Origin of the sequence: Tolypothrix sp. FACHB-123 (genome assembly GCF_014697075.1) — a bacterium.
Lineage (GTDB): Bacteria > Cyanobacteriota > Cyanobacteriia > Cyanobacteriales > Nostocaceae > Aulosira.
On the sequence record NZ_JACJRE010000053.1, the window covers coordinates 13,739 to 29,384 of the forward strand.

Here is a 15,646-nt window from a genome sequence, read left to right on the forward strand (position 1 = left end):
TGATAAAAAGATACAAGATCGTGAAGACATAACTGGCGGTGATTGAGATGCGTGTTTTCGAGGTGAGTGGATGTGGGAAGTTGAATATCTGAATGCAGAGTTACTCGATCTCAAACTTTGGGGTGAAGGTTGTAGCCTGTATCAGATTCGCTCCTTCGGTGATGATGAGATTTGCTTGATTCAAACGGACGATAGCTGGCAAGTTGTTTATACCGAGCGTGGTGCGGTTCAACAGCTGCTGTTTGAATTTACGGATGAGGCGGAAGCTTGTAAGTTTATGTATCGGGAGATTAAGAGAATCAAGCATCCCCATCTTGTGGGACTATTTCCGACTGATGCTGAGGCAGAGCAATTCTGTCAGGTGTTGACTCAGTTACAAATTCAGTTCTCTCACGACGCGAAAGGAAGGGTGAGGGTGTACGATCGAGACATTTTTACAGTGGAGCGTCATTTCGGTTGCCAATTACCTCTGCGAAAATGGTTAAGCGTTCCTGAACGAATTCACGTCACCCTCGCTCGATTGCGAAAATTCGATCCATACAATCGCTATGCCCAAATCACGACTAATCCGCCAATTGGTTCTGAAACAAAGTTGAGCGCGTTAGAAGCACAACATGGAATTAAACTACCTGACGTTTACAATACTGTAGCCAAATTACGAGGGTTCAACGGCTGTAGAAGCATTGTGAATACGACCAAGAGAGGTAAGCTTGGCAAAAATTTGGGATAATAAAATAGGCTCTGGTGGTTCTGGAAGCATTTTTAACATTTCCCGAACATATCGAAAACCACGACAATAAGCCAGAAGATCAACAATGCCAGAGCCAGGATTATCTTGACGGAACTGAGCTAGAAGATAATGAGATAAATTGACCATAAAAAATGAAAGGTTGACAGCATTAGTCACAGCAGTTTGACCCCTGTTCATGAAATCTTCCAATCCCCAAAATTGTTTGGCATCACGAAAATTAAATTCGATTTGGAAGCGCAGTTTATAGTAGTCGATTATTTTCTCGTATGATAAACTTAGGTCACTAGAAAACAAAATTACGTGACTGCGATCATCTGTTTTCAGATTGGTTTTTACCAAAATCACTACATTCAGAGGCTGGGCAAATTCTTTGTGCAGTAAAGTAGCTTGATAAGTATCTGTTTGGATATCTTCTTCAATACTACTTTGATGCAAATATTCCCCAGGAATATTACGCCAGTCCAGCTTATCACCGTATTTACGACGAGAACGATGATTGGGGTCAGAATGTTGGTAAGGTATATATAATGCAGAATCGTGGCGCAACTTGGAAATTATGTGTAACTTTACCTGCCTAGCCATCTGCAAAGCATTATTGTTCCCAAAGTGACCATCTACGACTAAGTAAGTGAGAGGAAGAAAGTTAGCTATTAACTTAAATAGCTCATTAATCATCTTCTGAATTCTTAGTAATTCAGCTGTAAAAATCACCTCCTGTTTATTTTTGTTCTTACTTCCTTTTGGTCGTCCGCGCCCACGTTTTTCTTGTGGTTTTATTTCTGGGCTTGGTGAGACAATACTTTTTTCTACATCGCTCTTGATTACCTGTTCTATCTGAATCGGAAATGAGTGTCTTTTTTGAACACTGACTAATGATAATGTAAAGAAAGAAAGACCCGTTATTGGTTTACTTATTAGACTGGAAAAGAACCTATCTAATCCATAGGTTTTTTTCCCGGCTTTGCTTATTACTACTTCGTCTCCTGCCAACAAATAAACATCATTTGGGCAAAACAAATGCCGTTGAAAAAACACCCACAACACCGTTGCCCACGGTATGACTGTACGAAAGAATCTGATTACCGACCGATAACTACCACCACTAAGCGTCCAACGCGAAATTCCCAACATCGTTACTCGCCCACTCATGGCTAACATCGCCATAATGATCTGGCTTAATTGTCGCATCGTCGTCACTTTTATTTCTGGTAGCAGGCATTGCAACAGTGCTAGTATGTCAAACATCGGCTGTGTGTGGCTTTCGAGTTGTTGTTTTGGAAGACTATAACTCTACTACATCAGCCCTCTTTTTATACTCTTTTTTTGGCTACAGTATTGGTTTACAGAACGTTTTTGCTAGAAGTCTGCAATGGTGGCAATTGGGAACGGCTAGGACATTACTGGTCGGCTGAGGACGTTATGGCGAACAATTCTGCTGAACTATGGAATCAGCCTTTACCTGAGTTCCTCGCACAGTTGAAAGCGGCAAAGTTGGGGGATTGGCTCAAAAATCCAGGAAATCGGCAATATCCAGGGTTGTTACGAATTGTCGATTGGGATAATCCTGTGCGCGATTTGTTTCTCACCCAGGAAGGATACGAGGTTGAAATTCAGGGGGATTGGATTCGTTTTTGTGAGTTTTCCCCAGAACAATGGCTCAAGGATTTTCTAGATGATATTCAATATGGGTTATCTACAATTGAAGGATTACTGGCTTTTCTTCGCTCTGGGGAATTAATTCGAGATTATCCATACTTTCATTCGGTGAATTTTGCCAGACTCCTTGCAGAAACCATCGGACTTAATATCGATCCTGAACTCACAAATGAGCAAGTGAGGATGAGCGATGAAATAGATTATAAAATCAACCAATGGCGAATTGAGAATATGGGTAAGATGCGGTACAACTTTAGGTTTAATGCGGAACAAGCTGAGATGCGAACACAACGAATTTTAGAAAGGTTGGAGTACATATATAATATACTGTATCCCTAAATTACACATCATTTGGAGAAAAATTCTTACTTTACCTAATCATCTGCCAAATATTCTTTCACAGATTCAATAATAGGATTCATATTATCATTATTTGCTTCCAATTTAGAAATAAGTAAAACCCTATCTTTTATACCCAACTGATAAATAATTAAAGCTAAATAGTATTCCCAGTCTAATTGTCTGCGCTGGGCAATTCCATTATATAAATCTCTCTCTGGTGGATTATATGCAATCTCAAGTAAGATATCTAAGGTGTGTATTACTTCCTGTTCTTCAATCCAAGCAGAGATATATTCTTCTTCCTTGTCAATCTCTTGATTTTGCTTTTCCCACTCATATCTATTCCTTTGAAATTCACTGCCAAAACCTGCAAAAATTTCTGGACTAACAGGTGCTGCTAATTCCGCTAAAAATTCTAGAATTTGTTCCTTGCTTAGTTTTATCATTTGAGAAAATATCAATCTTTAAAATTACATTAATTATCCAAAATCATATTCATAGAATGTCGTATCTGTTGTTTGAAATACCTGGATTATACGTTCTATCCTCTCGCTCATAAAAGCTAAATCTTCTTGTTCTAAAGTATAAGAATGTAAACAAATCAATTCCTCTACAATTTTAGGAACATCTTTTACTGATACGACATTTAAAGACCCATCATGAAAATGGCTAATAAATTGTAACCCAAGACACTTACAAGCAGGCAACCAAAATTGATAAAATATTTCGCTAGTTGCAACAGGAATCACCTCATAATTCCCGGTATTAATTTGGAGAATTCCCATTTCTATTGTCATCTCATTATCTCGTAATATTTCAGACTCAAATCTATTGAAAATTATATAATTACTGGGTTGGTTGCCAAATATATTTACCAGTGCGATCGATATATCCAAATTTTTCTCCAACTTGCACTTCTGCTAACCCATTAGAGAAAGAATAAGCACTATCAAACTGTGGTGCGATCGCTAATTTTCCAGTGCGATCGATATATCCCCATTTACCTCCAATTTGTACATCTGCTAATCCCTCGGAGAAATAACCAATCTTATCAAACTGTGGTGCGATCACTCGTTTTCCTGTACGGTCAATATATCCCGATTTTCCGCCAACTATTACTTGCGCTAACCCATTCTCAAAAAGCCAAGTCATATCAAACTGGGGTTTAATGACTAATTTACCAGTGCGGTCAATATATCCCCATTTACCTCCAATTTGAACTGCTGCTAAATCTTCATAAAATGACCAAGCTGCATCAAATTGAGGTTTGATGATTAATTTACCTTTTGGATTAATAAATCCCCATTTTTTACCAACTTGTACTACTGCTAACCCCTTAGAAAATGACCAAGCAGTATCAAACTGAGGTTTAATTACCAATTTACCTTTGTTATCAACGAATCCCCATTTTTTACCAATTTGAACTGCTGCTAACCCCTCAAAGAATGACCAAGCACTGTCAAATTGAGGTTTGATGGCTAATTTATCCTTATTATCAACGAATCCCCATTTTTTACCGATAGCAACCAAAGCAAAACCATTGACCAAATATTCAAGATTATCAAACTGTGGTTTAACCACAAACTTACCATTACTGTCTATGATTCCCCACTTTTTATCAACTTCGACTTTAGCAAACCCATTCAAGAAGCGATCGCCATCATCAAACTGTGGCTTGATGACCAATTTACCTGTGTGGTCAATATACCCCCATTTCCCACCGACTTGGACTTGAGCTAATCCCTCATAAAACGACGAAGCATAATCAAACTGGGGTTTAACTACTAATTTCCCAGTGCGATCAATATATCCATATTTCCCGTTGATTTTTACATCCCATAATTGGGGTAATGAATTCTCTTTTGCAGACTTAACTGTGATAGAAGATATTGATTGATAAGTATCACTAGATATAGATGGAGTTGAAAACAATGTTATCCCAGTTATTGCTACTAGCAAAATCAAGGTATGGTGAATATGAGATTTCATATTTGTGACTTCATAAGTAGTAATGTCACTTATCCATAACTCAAAACTAGCTTAATTGTCATCCCTAAAAATCATCGGATACACGAAACCAATACCAATCACCGTACAAGTAAAATACTTGGTACTTAGCAGCACCAAATGGACTTCCTTCACTGTTCGGTTGATGGACAAAACCATAGGATATGGTATCAGGACTTAGACCATCACCACCCCAGAAGACACGAAAATATAGACCACCACGGGAGTCCATAGCGTATTCATCAACTTCATATAAACCGAGTTTGCGGTTTAATGTGATATTTCCTTTTGCAGAAATAGGAAGTTGTACCCGAACTTGTTCAAACGCCGATTGCGATATCATAAATGCTAAACGACGGGGAATGTAGAACTTGAGCAGGACATAACAAACTAAAACTATACCTGCAATGATAGTAACTTCTCTCCAGGGTACAAAAGTTTGCCTCCTAAGTCTAATACTTTTCAAATTCCGTCTTCCTAAAGTTCTCAATCCCCAGAAGAGAATTGCCAATACTGCAAATGGTACACAAACAATTGACACCAGCATAACTGGAAAAAAGAAACTATTTAATGCACCAGGGTAAATACTGATAATTAGAATTGCGACACCAATCAATAAGGTTATACATATTGCTATTTTGCTAAGTATTTTTATCTGAAGATTATCCATAGTTAATTGAAAATTTTCATTCTAGCAAGCGTTGCATTATTGCGATAATTTTCCTGAGTTGTGATGCGATTACTTTGGTTTGGGTTCCCAGTTAAAATCATGAGGACAATCGCATTCTTGAGCTTGGTTGCAGTTAATTACCATCATGCTAAAGCAAAAATTTAGGAGAGTCCCGTTGTCAAATTTTACTTGTAAATTGCCTGGACTACGAAAACCAGCACCACTATAACCAATAATTTGATACTTAGAACTTAAGTTTGATACATTAAAGAAATATGGTTTAGGGCTGAAGCTGGAATCACCCTTTAAATCATTTAAACAAAAGGCTTTTGTGATATATCTTTGTGCTATAATTTCTGCTTCTTTTGCAGATGGATCACCAATTGCACTGATAAAATTATCGGAGATTTTGGTGATTTTATTAGCTTGAGTACAGTCAACTATATAGGTTATTGGAAAAGCAATACGTAATAAATGATATGTCAAACCTAGTGATAGAATTATAATAATTGAGATTTGAATAAGTTTTTTCATTGATTAAGAGGGATAGTGCTTTCCTAACTTTGTGTTGCTGATAGATAAAGTTTGTTCATGAAGTGCTACAGATGATGGTAAGCAAGCTGAATTGTGTATATCCTTCCAAAGAAGACTCTAACAACATCTGGGGTGTATAGGCAACATTCCAACGTACCAATTTATAACGCTTTTGATCAACAGTTAAAGTAATTGCTTCTTGCTGATTCGGATCGTAAATTAAAGTTTTACAGTTCATTTTGGAAGAAATTCGCCAGTTTTTAAGTTAATTTTAATCGCAGATGCTGTTGGATTTCGGTTTGCTTCCAAGGGAATCGTTACCCACTCACCAACGCGATCTGGTGACCCAAAAAGACAATCACAATTAAACTTTGTAATTACAAAAGGAGTAAAACCAAGTCTAAATTTTAATTCACCGTGGTATGTGTCACATCCTGTAGAAGTATCTGGTGGAGAACATGTATAATTGTATAAATATACTGTTGTAGGATAGTCTTTAGATGCCACAGTTTCAATGTTTGGAGCATCAAATCCAGACGATATCAAAACGATAAATGAGACCAACAAAAATAGCACACTCGATAATAATAAATATAAAAAAATAAAAGTTCGCTTTTTTCTAAATGGTAAATATTGAGGCTTTTGAAATAATAAAAACCCAAAAACAAAACTAAGTAACCATGTAATTAGAGAAAATCCAATTTTAACATCTTCCAAAGTTGGAATAATTGGTAAAAATATAATTACAACTGCAAAAAATGGGGTAATCAAAAACAGTAGAAAATTAAAATTTCGATGATACATTATCTTACATTTACTAAAATTATTAGCATAACAGCCACAGCCCTAGCGTCCACTTTCAGGTATGTGTAGGTGCTAACTGCCATGTTTTTTCGACTTACTCACCATGAAAACTAAGCCAGAGGTAACAATTTGATAAGGAATGAGCAAAACTGCCCCAATCATAGCTTTCAAAGTCCACCCAATGCCCATTATCGATCGATAAAGTTTTATTGCTTCGTCTCTGAATTCTGGAGCAATATTTCTGAGTCGGTCTTCGTCTGACCAGCCATTAAAATCAAAACCCAGATAATCAAGCCGCATCTCGGCATATAAATCTGGTAAATATGCCAACAAAGTAACTAGAAGTACGCACGTCATCAAAGATAGAAAACTACTTAATAGCAAACTAGTCACATAACCCTTCCGCCTCAACAGAAAGGGCATTGCAAATGGCGTTATTACCATCATTACCAAAATAGAAAAATAAATTGCCGAAGATATATACTGCATTTTTACCTAACTATTTATTCCACAGGCGAAAATCACATCATTAATTGTATCTACTGAAGTGATTATTAATTTTGATAAGCAGGCAGTTGACAGTTGCTAAAAGCCATTATTATTAGGATTTTCAGTATTTTAATGATGGTATGCTTCTTTACGTCCAACTATATTAGTAAACTTCGTCGATCGCAGTTTGCTTGTGTACCCGATTGCTCTCTTCCAGGTCTTACCCAAGCTATATCTCGATCAGAATCCAACGTCATTTGTGTATCTCGCTCTACATCACTTTGAAATCCACCACGGGTTGAAAATCCTGGATTGTTGCGAGGACTGGTAAACATATGATAAACAATTACTGCCTCTGTCCGTCCCCAAAGATATTGTTGCGCTAGGGTGTCCGCACCGGGAGCATCTCCAACAACAAAACATTCGTTTTGAGCGATCGCCCGATTAATCAAAGGACGGTAATGCATCTCAAATTCTGCTTGAGTTATATCAAGGTGTCCACTGATAAAATTAACAACCTTTTTACTTCTCATCTGCTGGCTTTCCATATCTTCACAACTTTTGCCTATGCACTACAAAAGTAGTATATATGCTACACTAAATTTATTCGATTGAACTGGAGTTATGCGAACAATAGTAGTTGGCGATATTCATGGTTGCTATGCAGAATTGCTTCAACTATTAGCCAAAGTAGAAATTACAGAAGAAGATTGTTTAGTCTCCTTGGGGGATATTGTCGATCGGGGGGCTGATTCAGTCAATGTGTATGACTTTCTCAAAAATCGTCCTAATACCATCGTCTTGATGGGTAATCACGAACGCAAACATCTCAGGCAAACTCTTTCCTACTCCCAGGAAATTGTCAAATTACAATTTAGCGACAGCTATGACGAATTTTTAGAATGGATTAGTCATCTACCCTATTATCATGAAACGGAATCGGCAATTTTCGTTCATGCTGCGGTGGAAGATGGTATACCCATCGAGGAACAAAGGGAAGAGGTTTTATGTGGTTGCACTGCTGGTGAAAAACACCTGGGAAAACGCTACGGAGATACTTCTTGGAGTCAGTTATATACTGGTGTTAAGCCAGTAATTTTTGGTCATCGCGTTGTTGGAGATAATCCCCTCATAATTCCCCAAAAAACCTACGGTATTGATACTGGAGCCTGTCACGGTGGGACATTGACAGCCCTAATTTTACCTAGTTTTGAAATTGTTCAAGTACAAGCAGCTAAAGACTATTGGCAAGAAGAGATAGTTAAATGGCAGTTGCCAGTGATGAAGGCTAAACCCTGGGGTAGTTATAAGTGGGAAAAAATTCAGGCGATTTGTGATGAGTTTAGAAATTCTGCAAATTCAGAATTATCGGCTTTTATTGCCCAGAAGGAACAGTGGATGTACGATTTACTTGCCCTTGCTCCCAAAATAATCTTGAAAGTAGAGGAAAAACTGGCGGAATTGATTTCTGTTTATGGTGACGATGGGTTCAAAAAACCAGCTCGTTGTTTTAGCTATGCCACCCTACTATATCAAGCTAATGCTAGTAATCTGACAAGCAAATTTCTCCAACAAGCGCTGCCGACACCAGATAAGTGGTTGCAAATCATGAAGGAATTGGAAGTTTAGCCTGGTAACAGGTGTACTTATCCCCAAAGTCCAATTATTAATCCCAATAGAATTGTACCCACTGGACTGATTTTGATTTTGATGATTAAATTTTTACCAAAAGCGATTCTCGTTCCCAGAGGCTGAGTCGCAAGCGACACGCTATGCGTTTACGCAGTATAGTGAAGCTAACGCCAACACGTAACATCTCCAAAAGGGAAATTGCTTAATACAATCCCACCAATACAAAATAACCACTCCCATAGTTTTATATGGATAATGTTTAAGTCGCTCGCCTATCAAAATTGGGTATTTTCAGATGGTAGTAGACAAAGCCGTAGTTTCAGTAGTGCAGGGGGGAAAACGGTAATGTGGAGATACATTTTCTTAGCTCTTAAACATCTCCTGTCTACTGGTTTATCAATCGTCGCTGTCTTTGTATCAAAATTGGCTTGTGCAGCAACTCGTGAAGCTTTACGGGGCAAGAACTATTCTGATGTGGGAGTGCCAATGTATGAAAATGACGGCATAGCAACTCTTGTCGGTCTTTTAGTATTCTTAATAATTCTGTTCGGGTTTTTATACGTTCTTCAACGTACACTTAGTCAGAATTTACAATGGCTTCCATATTTAGTAGCTATTATTACCTGTATTTTTGCTAGTCCATTTCTTTTAATTGCGGTTTTTTGGTAATAAATCAAATTGTTAATGAATCAGGGGCAAGGAGTGCAAAGAGGGCTAACACTTTGCTGAAGCGGATGGAACGAAATACTATAACTTTAAAGAATTAAAGTGAGCATAGTAAAAAACTTCAAACCTTAGTATCTACAATTATGTGCGGCTTTGATAAAGGCTTTATTTTATGCACTTGCAAGGACAAAGAAAAACCCATTGTGCATAACAAAAATTCGAGGCGATATAAACAGGAGCAAGCAACCACTCCCAAGGTGTATCGATGGTATTTATCTACATTATATTAACTTATAGTGGTAGTTATAGTTTAACTCAAGGCTAGCAGATAAAAATGTATAAATATACTTGGACTATTCTCTGTTTAATGATGATAAATTATATAGTTGACCTGGATATTCAAAAATTACAAGCATCTAGTCTTATTGCTAGACAAAATAAATTAACCAGTCAAAATTCAAAACCTCAACTTGTGACAAGTCCACTATTTCGTATTGTCAAAAATGGCAATTATGGTTTTATTGACAAAACTGGGAAGATAGTTATCGAGCCGCAGTTTGATTTAGCTTGGAGCTTTATCGACGAGCGAGCGCAGATTAAAATTAATGATAAATATGGGTATATCGAACCAACTGGGAAACTGATTATACCTCCACAATTTCGTTTAGCTTTTGCGTTCTCTAATAGACTTGCCTTAGTTGTAGTTGAAGATAAATATGGCTACATTAATACCAATGGGAAATTAGTAATTCCACCTCAATTTGAGGAAGCTTTAGCTTTTAAGAATGGGTTAGCAGCAGTGAAGATAGATGAGAAGTGGGGTTATATAGACTTGAGTGGTAAGTTAGTCATTCAGCCGCAGTATGAACAAGCGCTACATTTTAACGAAGGATTAGCAGCAGTAAAAATTAATAATAGATGGGGCTATATAAATTCTCTAGGAAATATAGTTATACAACCCAAGTTTGAAGAAACTTTAAGATTTTCACAAGGATTAGCAGTAGTAAAAATTGGAGATAAATATGGTTACATTAATAAATCTGGTCAAATTGTTATTTTACCAAAATTTGATGAAGCTTGGGAATTTGCTGAAAATTTAGCAGTAGTAAAAAGCGGTAATAAATGGGGTTATATTAATCCTCGTGGAGAGAGGATTATTGCTCCTAAATTTGATAGGGTAACCTCATTTGCTGAAGGATTAGCTGCTGTCAAACTTGATAATAAATATGGCTATATTGATACTCAAGGTAAAATATTAATTCAGCCACAATTTGATTTAGCTCTGAGTTTTACAAATGAACTGGCTTTAGTATATCTTGATGGCAAGGCTGGCTATATTAATAAAACCGGAGAGTTTATTTGGACTCCCAGCAATTAATCAAAGCATAAAACTTCTTTGTTTTATTACCTCACAACAAAGTATTTTTGTCAGTCAAGCAAGTGCAGAATCACCAGAATCACCAAACAAACCTTTGTAAGCTTCAGCAGCTTCATTGCCAAAACCACCAGCTTGGGTATGGCGAACCAAAGATTGAACGATTGGTACAGCAATACTCATACCAAATAAGGCATTGAAACCTGCAATTACCACTGGTGCTGACAATATAACTGTAAACTCTGGAAATAGAGCCAACACAGCCACCAACACCAGAAAAACAATTGGTGTAGCAATACCTGCTGCTTTTGCCGTTTCTAAAATTAAAGTTTTATATTCTTCAACAGTGATGTCGCCTCGGTAAAGATCCAAAGAATATGAAATCGCTGTAACTATAACTTGGGTGAGAATAGCGGTTCCCGTTGCAGTAATGCCAAGTCTAGCAATTGTTCCAGAATTGCTGACGATAGAATCTACTGCATTATAAACCCGGATATAGAACTGCTCCCCAACAGTCATAACTTCCGCGCCGCGACGGAGATTATCAACACCTACTTCCCAAAGAATATTGTCAGATCCATTTGAGCCACCCTGCGAGCGTGGGATAATATGACTACCATGTTTATCACTGAGAAATTGACGAATAGTCCGTTCGTTAGCTCCTAGCTTGGATGTACCAGGGATTTTCTCAAAAAGCTTGATGACATCGGAGTCCGATCGCGGAGAGTCACCAACTCTTAAACCAGCACGATACCTCAACCTATTGGCAATCTTGGGCATTTCTGCTGCTAATTCTGTGGCTGTCGAAGGCAAGTTTTGCAGAGCATCAGCTATCACTAGACTAGAGGTAGTAGCCCCAATAGCAGCAGCTTCAAATGCTTTACTAACATTTTGTACAGTTTGAAGACCTTGCTGTGCTGCTGTAGTTGATAATCCTTGCAAATCAGCGACTGCATTAATGCTTGAAGTAGTAATCTCTACAGTAGTATTCTTAATGCCATCAACCACTTCATCTAGACTGTTAGTTGCATTAGTTGCAACTTCCTGAACTTTCTCTCTAACCTGAGATGCTAACTTTTGTGCTTGGTTGATGAAATCCATATTGTAGTAAACTGTCGAAAATAGTATTGAGTGTTTAGTCCAGCTTGTATGTTGATCGTCAAAAACCACAAGAGCATTAATCACGAAATTTCTGCCAAGATTTTTCCAGAAATTGTAAACAATTGATAAATTTTGGTTTTTTCCAGCCAAAAATTAAAATATGAGTCGATTTTATCAGTTTCTGTAGTTATGTACCCATCGTTGTATCATTAGTCAAAACAAGCATTTCCTTCAAGGTAGATAGGCGATCGCAACAAGTGGATAATATCTGGGTATTGAGATTGTTGATCTCATAAGGGCGCAAGTATAAGCGCCCTCACCTCTACCTGCGAAAATTAGACTAAAAATCAAGCGTCTCATAAGTGCGGACTGGGAATTAATTTTGCCAGATATGTGTATTTCTCAGCATTTGGAGGATATGCCATTTTTCAGCATTAGAGACTGGTGCAAAATTGCATAAGGTCGATTTCCTCAGAAGTACTAAAAAATGAAGGCTCAAAATAACTGTTAAATCAGGTACTCAGTATGGAATTTCAAAAAATGTTTGGACTTGCGTTGAAAAGCATCTGCAATGTGACAATTAACAATGACCAATAAATACAAATACTTATGAGCGAGGCTTCAAGATATTGGCAATTGGTGAGGATTGATGCGGGAGGGAACCGGAGAATTCAACAGATACCTGCTGCGAAGTCGTTTTACGCACAAGTATTTGAGCATTTGATACCAGATGATGATGTACCAGATGCAGACATCCAGGGTAAATTGCTAGATTTATATCGCCATAGTTCTGGCGAGACTGCTTTGTTCGCAGAACGTTGTTTGCTGTGTTTTCTATCTTGGATTCTCGAGCAAGGATGTCTGCAATTAGAAAGAAAATTTGGTCAAAAGCATAATTTTACTGCTAGCGATTTGTTCCCTTATGTCCTAGATGATGATGGTAAATTATCAGTAGCAGGTGTATATCAATGCTTCGCGCAAAAAATTCTCCAGAGTTTTGATTCGCAACAAAGTAGTCTGACTACTTGGGCGATAATGAAATTAAAGCAACAGCCTGAATTGAATAAATTTTTGTTAGAATGCGGTGTTTATTTAATTAGTAATTGGGCACTTTTAAATGATACTCAACCTAAACAGTTAGAACGCATTTTCAAAGAATTTCATATTTTTAGCCAGGGTGGTTTTAGCGACGCAGCAATTAAAGAAGCGAAATCTATTTTAGAAAGCTATCATACTATCTACCGCTTGCAAAGACTGCAACAACGGAGAAAAGGTCTCAGGAGTAAATGTATTGCGCCTGATACTCAACAATTACAAGATATCGCCCAAGATATTCAAAAGCATACAGGTCAAATTTTTGAGATTGAAGTTTTGAGTCAGAAACTGCAAAAGCTGGCTGCTCAATTGCGCGAGTACCGAATTTATGTTCGGGGTGGTTCTGTACAGACAAGTTCTCTAGACGCTGTGTATGGAAGCAAGTATAATTCTTTGATAGAAGAAATCCCGGCGACTGAAACTAATAATATTGTAGAAGAAAACGACGAACAAGCAGAATTTTTGCAGTTTTATCGCCATCAATTTCAACTGGGCTTACAACAAGCTTTAGCCCAAGTTACAGAATCACGAGTGAGATATTTAGAACGGAAGAAAGGCGATAAAGCTAAGATGTTTTTAATTGCTCTGGAACTATCACAATGTCAAAAATTAGCCATGAAGGAAATTGCTGAATTCTTGGGATTGAGAGCGCAAGATTCGGTAACCAAGTTATTAAAGTTAAAAGACTTGCGGACTGATGTCCAACAGGAAATGTTGGTAATTTTAAAGGATTCTCTCAAAGAAAAGGCTAAAGTATATGTTGATATCCAAGCTTTGAAAAACCTGGACGAGCGATTGACAAGCTTTCTGTTTGAAGAAATTAGTCAGATGCTGGAAAATTCCGAGATTCAATCAAGAACAATGAAAAATCACCTAAAAGCTGATATTTTCGCCGAACGATTATGTGAATATATCCAAACTAGAAAAACGAATTAAACCAAAATTATGACAAATTTATTAAGTAATCTTCCTCCCATGTCTTACCTTGATTTTGATGCTTTACCAACTTCAGCAGTTATTCTTTCCCCTGATGAGATTGACCAAGCCGCAATCCTCAGTAATCAAGTTATTAATCAATCCAAACAATGGCAAGCTTATCTTCATTATTTAGCTTTATCAGCTTTTGAGCAATGGCTAGAAGAAAGATCAGAATCTTTAACTATTAATCGCGAGCAATGTACAATTCTACAACCAGTTTTAGCAAATTTTATTAGTGGCGTTGCTAATTTACAAGTAGGGGAATTTAAAATCTGTTTAATTGCTACTGGTAGCTTGAGCGATGAAATGGTGAATATTCCCAGAGTAGTTGTAGATTTACCAGAGTTTATTCCCCACTTTTATGTTTTAGTGGAGGTGTTGGAAGAACAAGAAGCAGCGAATGTTTATGCTTTTTTAAGTTATGAAGAATTACAAGATAATTTACAAATAAATTCTTTACAGTCAGATTGGAATTATCAACTCCCAATATCTTGTTTTGATAGTAATCCAGACCGTCTCTTGCTGTATCTGCGATGTTTGGAATCATCAGCCATATCTTTACCTGTAATTCCATCCAATCGAACTGCGATTTTAGCAAACATACAAAATCAATTGGTGGAATTATTACCTCAGTTACAATCACCAAAACGGGAATTATCTGAAGTTTTAACTTGGGAACAAGCTGCTGCTGTTTTAACTAGTCCAGAATTGATCAATTGGGTTTACACATTACAAACACAAGCAGCTACAGAGAATTTAGAGATGGGTAGCGCCAAGCCAGAATCAACAGCTGCTTTTGCGTCCCTACAAGATGTAATTAAATTAATTACCCAACCTGCTTTAAATGCTGGACGTTGGTTATGGGATGAGTTGGATGATTTAGCTGCTTCACTTTCTTGGGTGCTGTTACCCAGTTTTGCAGATGCTTCCCAAATGCGCCCAATACGTAGTCCAGAGGAAGAATTTGAGGTAATAGCTACTCAATTACGACGGAGGGGTTTAGAAATTCCAGTACAAGCGCGGGGTGCGTATCAAGATTTACTTTTGGCTGGGATACCTTTGCGGTTGTATGCTGTGACTTGGCATTTACTATCGGAATCTCAGCAACCAGAGTGGAGTTTGTTACTAATTTTGGGCGCACCTGCTTTAAGTAGTTTACCGTCTCAGATAAAACTTAGGGTTAGCGACCAAACAGGTATTTTGGATGAACCGGGATTAAATGCAGAGAGTGAAGATTCTTATATATTTACCCGTGTGGTTGGTAATTGGGATGAGAAGTTTTTGGTGAGTGTGAGTTTGATGGATGGGGTTGAGGTGACTTTACCACCCTTTGCGTTTAATTTGGAGCGGTTACGGAATTGACGCGATTGGATACCAGAAAATGGGCGATCGCTTTCACAATACTACTCTTCACTGGATAATTGCAATAAGCAGGTAATTATTGCAAATGTCCGGTATGCTTTGGCGTTGTCTTCACAATATCTTTAAATAGCTTGTGATCTCCAGTATTTATACGGTCTACCACATCAAGGTATCGTAATTATGC

The 15,646-nt window shown here is 37.6% G+C and carries 18 protein-coding genes; 7 read left to right on the plus strand and 11 right to left on the minus strand.

Features of this window, described 5'->3' with window-relative positions:
* Positions 1-70 precede the first annotated feature (70 nt).
* Complete coding sequence (locus H6G41_RS26420) at positions 71-730, plus strand: hypothetical protein (protein ID WP_242038053.1); 660 nt, start codon at positions 71-73, stop codon at positions 728-730.
* Here the strand turns inward: H6G41_RS26420 and H6G41_RS26425 are convergent.
* Entirely contained in the window at positions 656-1,996 is a 1,341-nt protein-coding gene (locus H6G41_RS26425) for a transposase (RefSeq protein ID WP_190750184.1), read from the minus strand. The two genes, H6G41_RS26420 and H6G41_RS26425, sit on opposite strands and share 75 nt — an antisense overlap.
* Positions 1,997-2,170: 174 nt before the next feature.
* Between H6G41_RS26425 and H6G41_RS26430 the strand changes: the two genes are divergently transcribed.
* Positions 2,171-2,746: a hypothetical protein gene (locus tag H6G41_RS26430; RefSeq protein ID WP_242038054.1), complete on the plus strand. Its 576-nt coding sequence runs from the start codon at positions 2,171-2,173 to the stop codon at positions 2,744-2,746.
* A gap of 35 nt (positions 2,747-2,781) precedes the next feature.
* Here H6G41_RS26430 and H6G41_RS26435 read toward each other — a convergent pair whose 3' ends face one another.
* The 9 genes from H6G41_RS26435 to H6G41_RS26475 form a co-directional block, all read right to left on the minus strand.
* Positions 2,782-3,195, minus strand: a complete 414-nt coding sequence (locus H6G41_RS26435) for a hypothetical protein (RefSeq protein WP_096648557.1) — start codon at positions 3,193-3,195, stop codon at positions 2,782-2,784.
* Between the two features lie 33 nt (positions 3,196-3,228).
* Positions 3,229-3,546, minus strand: a complete 318-nt coding sequence (locus tag H6G41_RS26440) for a hypothetical protein (RefSeq protein ID WP_096648555.1) — start codon at positions 3,544-3,546, stop codon at positions 3,229-3,231.
* A 49-nt stretch (positions 3,547-3,595) separates the two neighbouring features.
* Positions 3,596-4,738: a WG repeat-containing protein gene (locus H6G41_RS26445; RefSeq protein ID WP_096648553.1), complete on the minus strand. Its 1,143-nt coding sequence runs from the start codon at positions 4,736-4,738 to the stop codon at positions 3,596-3,598.
* A gap of 64 nt (positions 4,739-4,802) precedes the next feature.
* A complete protein-coding gene (locus tag H6G41_RS26450) occupies positions 4,803-5,303 on the minus strand; it encodes a hypothetical protein (protein WP_242038055.1) in 501 nt (166 codons plus the stop codon).
* 192 nt (positions 5,304-5,495) lie between these two features.
* Positions 5,496-5,960 carry a hypothetical protein gene (locus tag H6G41_RS26455; RefSeq protein ID WP_190635895.1) on the minus strand — a complete coding sequence of 155 codons (465 nt, stop codon included), beginning with the start codon at positions 5,958-5,960 and terminating at the stop codon, positions 5,496-5,498.
* Positions 5,961-6,015: 55 nt separating this feature from the next.
* The gene (locus H6G41_RS26460) at positions 6,016-6,198 is read right to left on the minus strand and encodes a hypothetical protein (RefSeq protein WP_096648547.1); all 183 of its coding nucleotides are present in this window, start codon (positions 6,196-6,198) and stop codon (positions 6,016-6,018) included.
* Positions 6,195-6,731, minus strand: a complete 537-nt coding sequence (locus tag H6G41_RS26465; protein ID WP_242038056.1) for a hypothetical protein — start codon at positions 6,729-6,731, stop codon at positions 6,195-6,197. Before H6G41_RS26465 ends, H6G41_RS26460 begins: the two co-directional genes overlap by 4 nt.
* A gap of 105 nt (positions 6,732-6,836) precedes the next feature.
* Positions 6,837-7,157, minus strand: a complete 321-nt coding sequence (locus H6G41_RS26470; RefSeq protein WP_242038057.1) for a hypothetical protein — start codon at positions 7,155-7,157, stop codon at positions 6,837-6,839.
* Between the two features lie 254 nt (positions 7,158-7,411).
* Positions 7,412-7,786 (minus strand): hypothetical protein, encoded by a 375-nt coding sequence (locus H6G41_RS26475; protein WP_190662579.1) that lies wholly within the window; start codon positions 7,784-7,786, stop codon positions 7,412-7,414.
* Between the two features lie 91 nt (positions 7,787-7,877).
* Here H6G41_RS26475 and H6G41_RS26480 point away from each other — a divergent pair, with 91 nt between their 5' ends.
* From H6G41_RS26480 to H6G41_RS26490, 3 genes are all read left to right on the plus strand, one after another.
* Complete coding sequence (locus H6G41_RS26480; protein ID WP_190750187.1) at positions 7,878-8,882, plus strand: metallophosphoesterase; 1,005 nt, start codon at positions 7,878-7,880, stop codon at positions 8,880-8,882.
* Positions 8,883-9,230: 348 nt separating this feature from the next.
* Positions 9,231-9,554 carry a hypothetical protein gene (locus H6G41_RS26485; protein WP_190750189.1) on the plus strand — a complete coding sequence of 108 codons (324 nt, stop codon included), beginning with the start codon at positions 9,231-9,233 and terminating at the stop codon, positions 9,552-9,554.
* Between the two features lie 331 nt (positions 9,555-9,885).
* Entirely contained in the window at positions 9,886-10,929 is a 1,044-nt protein-coding gene (locus H6G41_RS26490; RefSeq protein WP_190750192.1) for a WG repeat-containing protein, read from the plus strand.
* 54 nt (positions 10,930-10,983) lie between these two features.
* Here H6G41_RS26490 and H6G41_RS26495 read toward each other — a convergent pair whose 3' ends face one another.
* Complete coding sequence (locus H6G41_RS26495) at positions 10,984-12,111, minus strand: HNH endonuclease (RefSeq protein WP_308796505.1); 1,128 nt, start codon at positions 12,109-12,111, stop codon at positions 10,984-10,986.
* Positions 12,112-12,636: 525 nt separating this feature from the next.
* Here H6G41_RS26495 and H6G41_RS26500 point away from each other — a divergent pair.
* Both H6G41_RS26500 and H6G41_RS26505 read left to right on the plus strand, forming a co-directional pair.
* Complete coding sequence (locus H6G41_RS26500) at positions 12,637-14,058, plus strand: hypothetical protein (RefSeq protein WP_190750194.1); 1,422 nt, start codon at positions 12,637-12,639, stop codon at positions 14,056-14,058.
* A 9-nt stretch (positions 14,059-14,067) separates the two neighbouring features.
* Positions 14,068-15,462 (plus strand): DUF1822 family protein, encoded by a 1,395-nt coding sequence (locus H6G41_RS26505; RefSeq protein WP_190750196.1) that lies wholly within the window; start codon positions 14,068-14,070, stop codon positions 15,460-15,462.
* Positions 15,463-15,646 lie beyond the last annotated feature (184 nt).

What these genes read in the sequence shown, in the direction of transcription:
- H6G41_RS26420 (WP_242038053.1), top strand. Translation starts at nt 71, where the DNA reads ATGTGGGAAGTTGAATATCTGAATGCAGAGTTACTCGATCTCAAACTT.
- H6G41_RS26425 (WP_190750184.1), bottom strand. Translation starts at nt 1,996, where the DNA reads ATGTTTGACATACTAGCACTGTTGCAATGCCTGCTACCAGAAATAAAA.
- H6G41_RS26430 (WP_242038054.1), top strand. Translation starts at nt 2,171, where the DNA reads ATGGCGAACAATTCTGCTGAACTATGGAATCAGCCTTTACCTGAGTTC.
- H6G41_RS26435 (WP_096648557.1), bottom strand. Translation starts at nt 3,195, where the DNA reads ATGATAAAACTAAGCAAGGAACAAATTCTAGAATTTTTAGCGGAATTA.
- H6G41_RS26440 (WP_096648555.1), bottom strand. Translation starts at nt 3,546, where the DNA reads ATGACAATAGAAATGGGAATTCTCCAAATTAATACCGGGAATTATGAG.
- H6G41_RS26445 (WP_096648553.1), bottom strand. Translation starts at nt 4,738, where the DNA reads ATGAAATCTCATATTCACCATACCTTGATTTTGCTAGTAGCAATAACT.
- H6G41_RS26450 (WP_242038055.1), bottom strand. Translation starts at nt 5,303, where the DNA reads ATGCTGGTGTCAATTGTTTGTGTACCATTTGCAGTATTGGCAATTCTC.
- H6G41_RS26455 (WP_190635895.1), bottom strand. Translation starts at nt 5,960, where the DNA reads ATGAAAAAACTTATTCAAATCTCAATTATTATAATTCTATCACTAGGT.
- H6G41_RS26460 (WP_096648547.1), bottom strand. Translation starts at nt 6,198, where the DNA reads ATGAACTGTAAAACTTTAATTTACGATCCGAATCAGCAAGAAGCAATT.
- H6G41_RS26475 (WP_190662579.1), bottom strand. Translation starts at nt 7,786, where the DNA reads ATGAGAAGTAAAAAGGTTGTTAATTTTATCAGTGGACACCTTGATATA.
- H6G41_RS26480 (WP_190750187.1), top strand. Translation starts at nt 7,878, where the DNA reads ATGCGAACAATAGTAGTTGGCGATATTCATGGTTGCTATGCAGAATTG.
- H6G41_RS26485 (WP_190750189.1), top strand. Translation starts at nt 9,231, where the DNA reads ATGTGGAGATACATTTTCTTAGCTCTTAAACATCTCCTGTCTACTGGT.
- H6G41_RS26490 (WP_190750192.1), top strand. Translation starts at nt 9,886, where the DNA reads ATGTATAAATATACTTGGACTATTCTCTGTTTAATGATGATAAATTAT.
- H6G41_RS26500 (WP_190750194.1), top strand. Translation starts at nt 12,637, where the DNA reads ATGAGCGAGGCTTCAAGATATTGGCAATTGGTGAGGATTGATGCGGGA.
- H6G41_RS26505 (WP_190750196.1), top strand. Translation starts at nt 14,068, where the DNA reads ATGACAAATTTATTAAGTAATCTTCCTCCCATGTCTTACCTTGATTTT.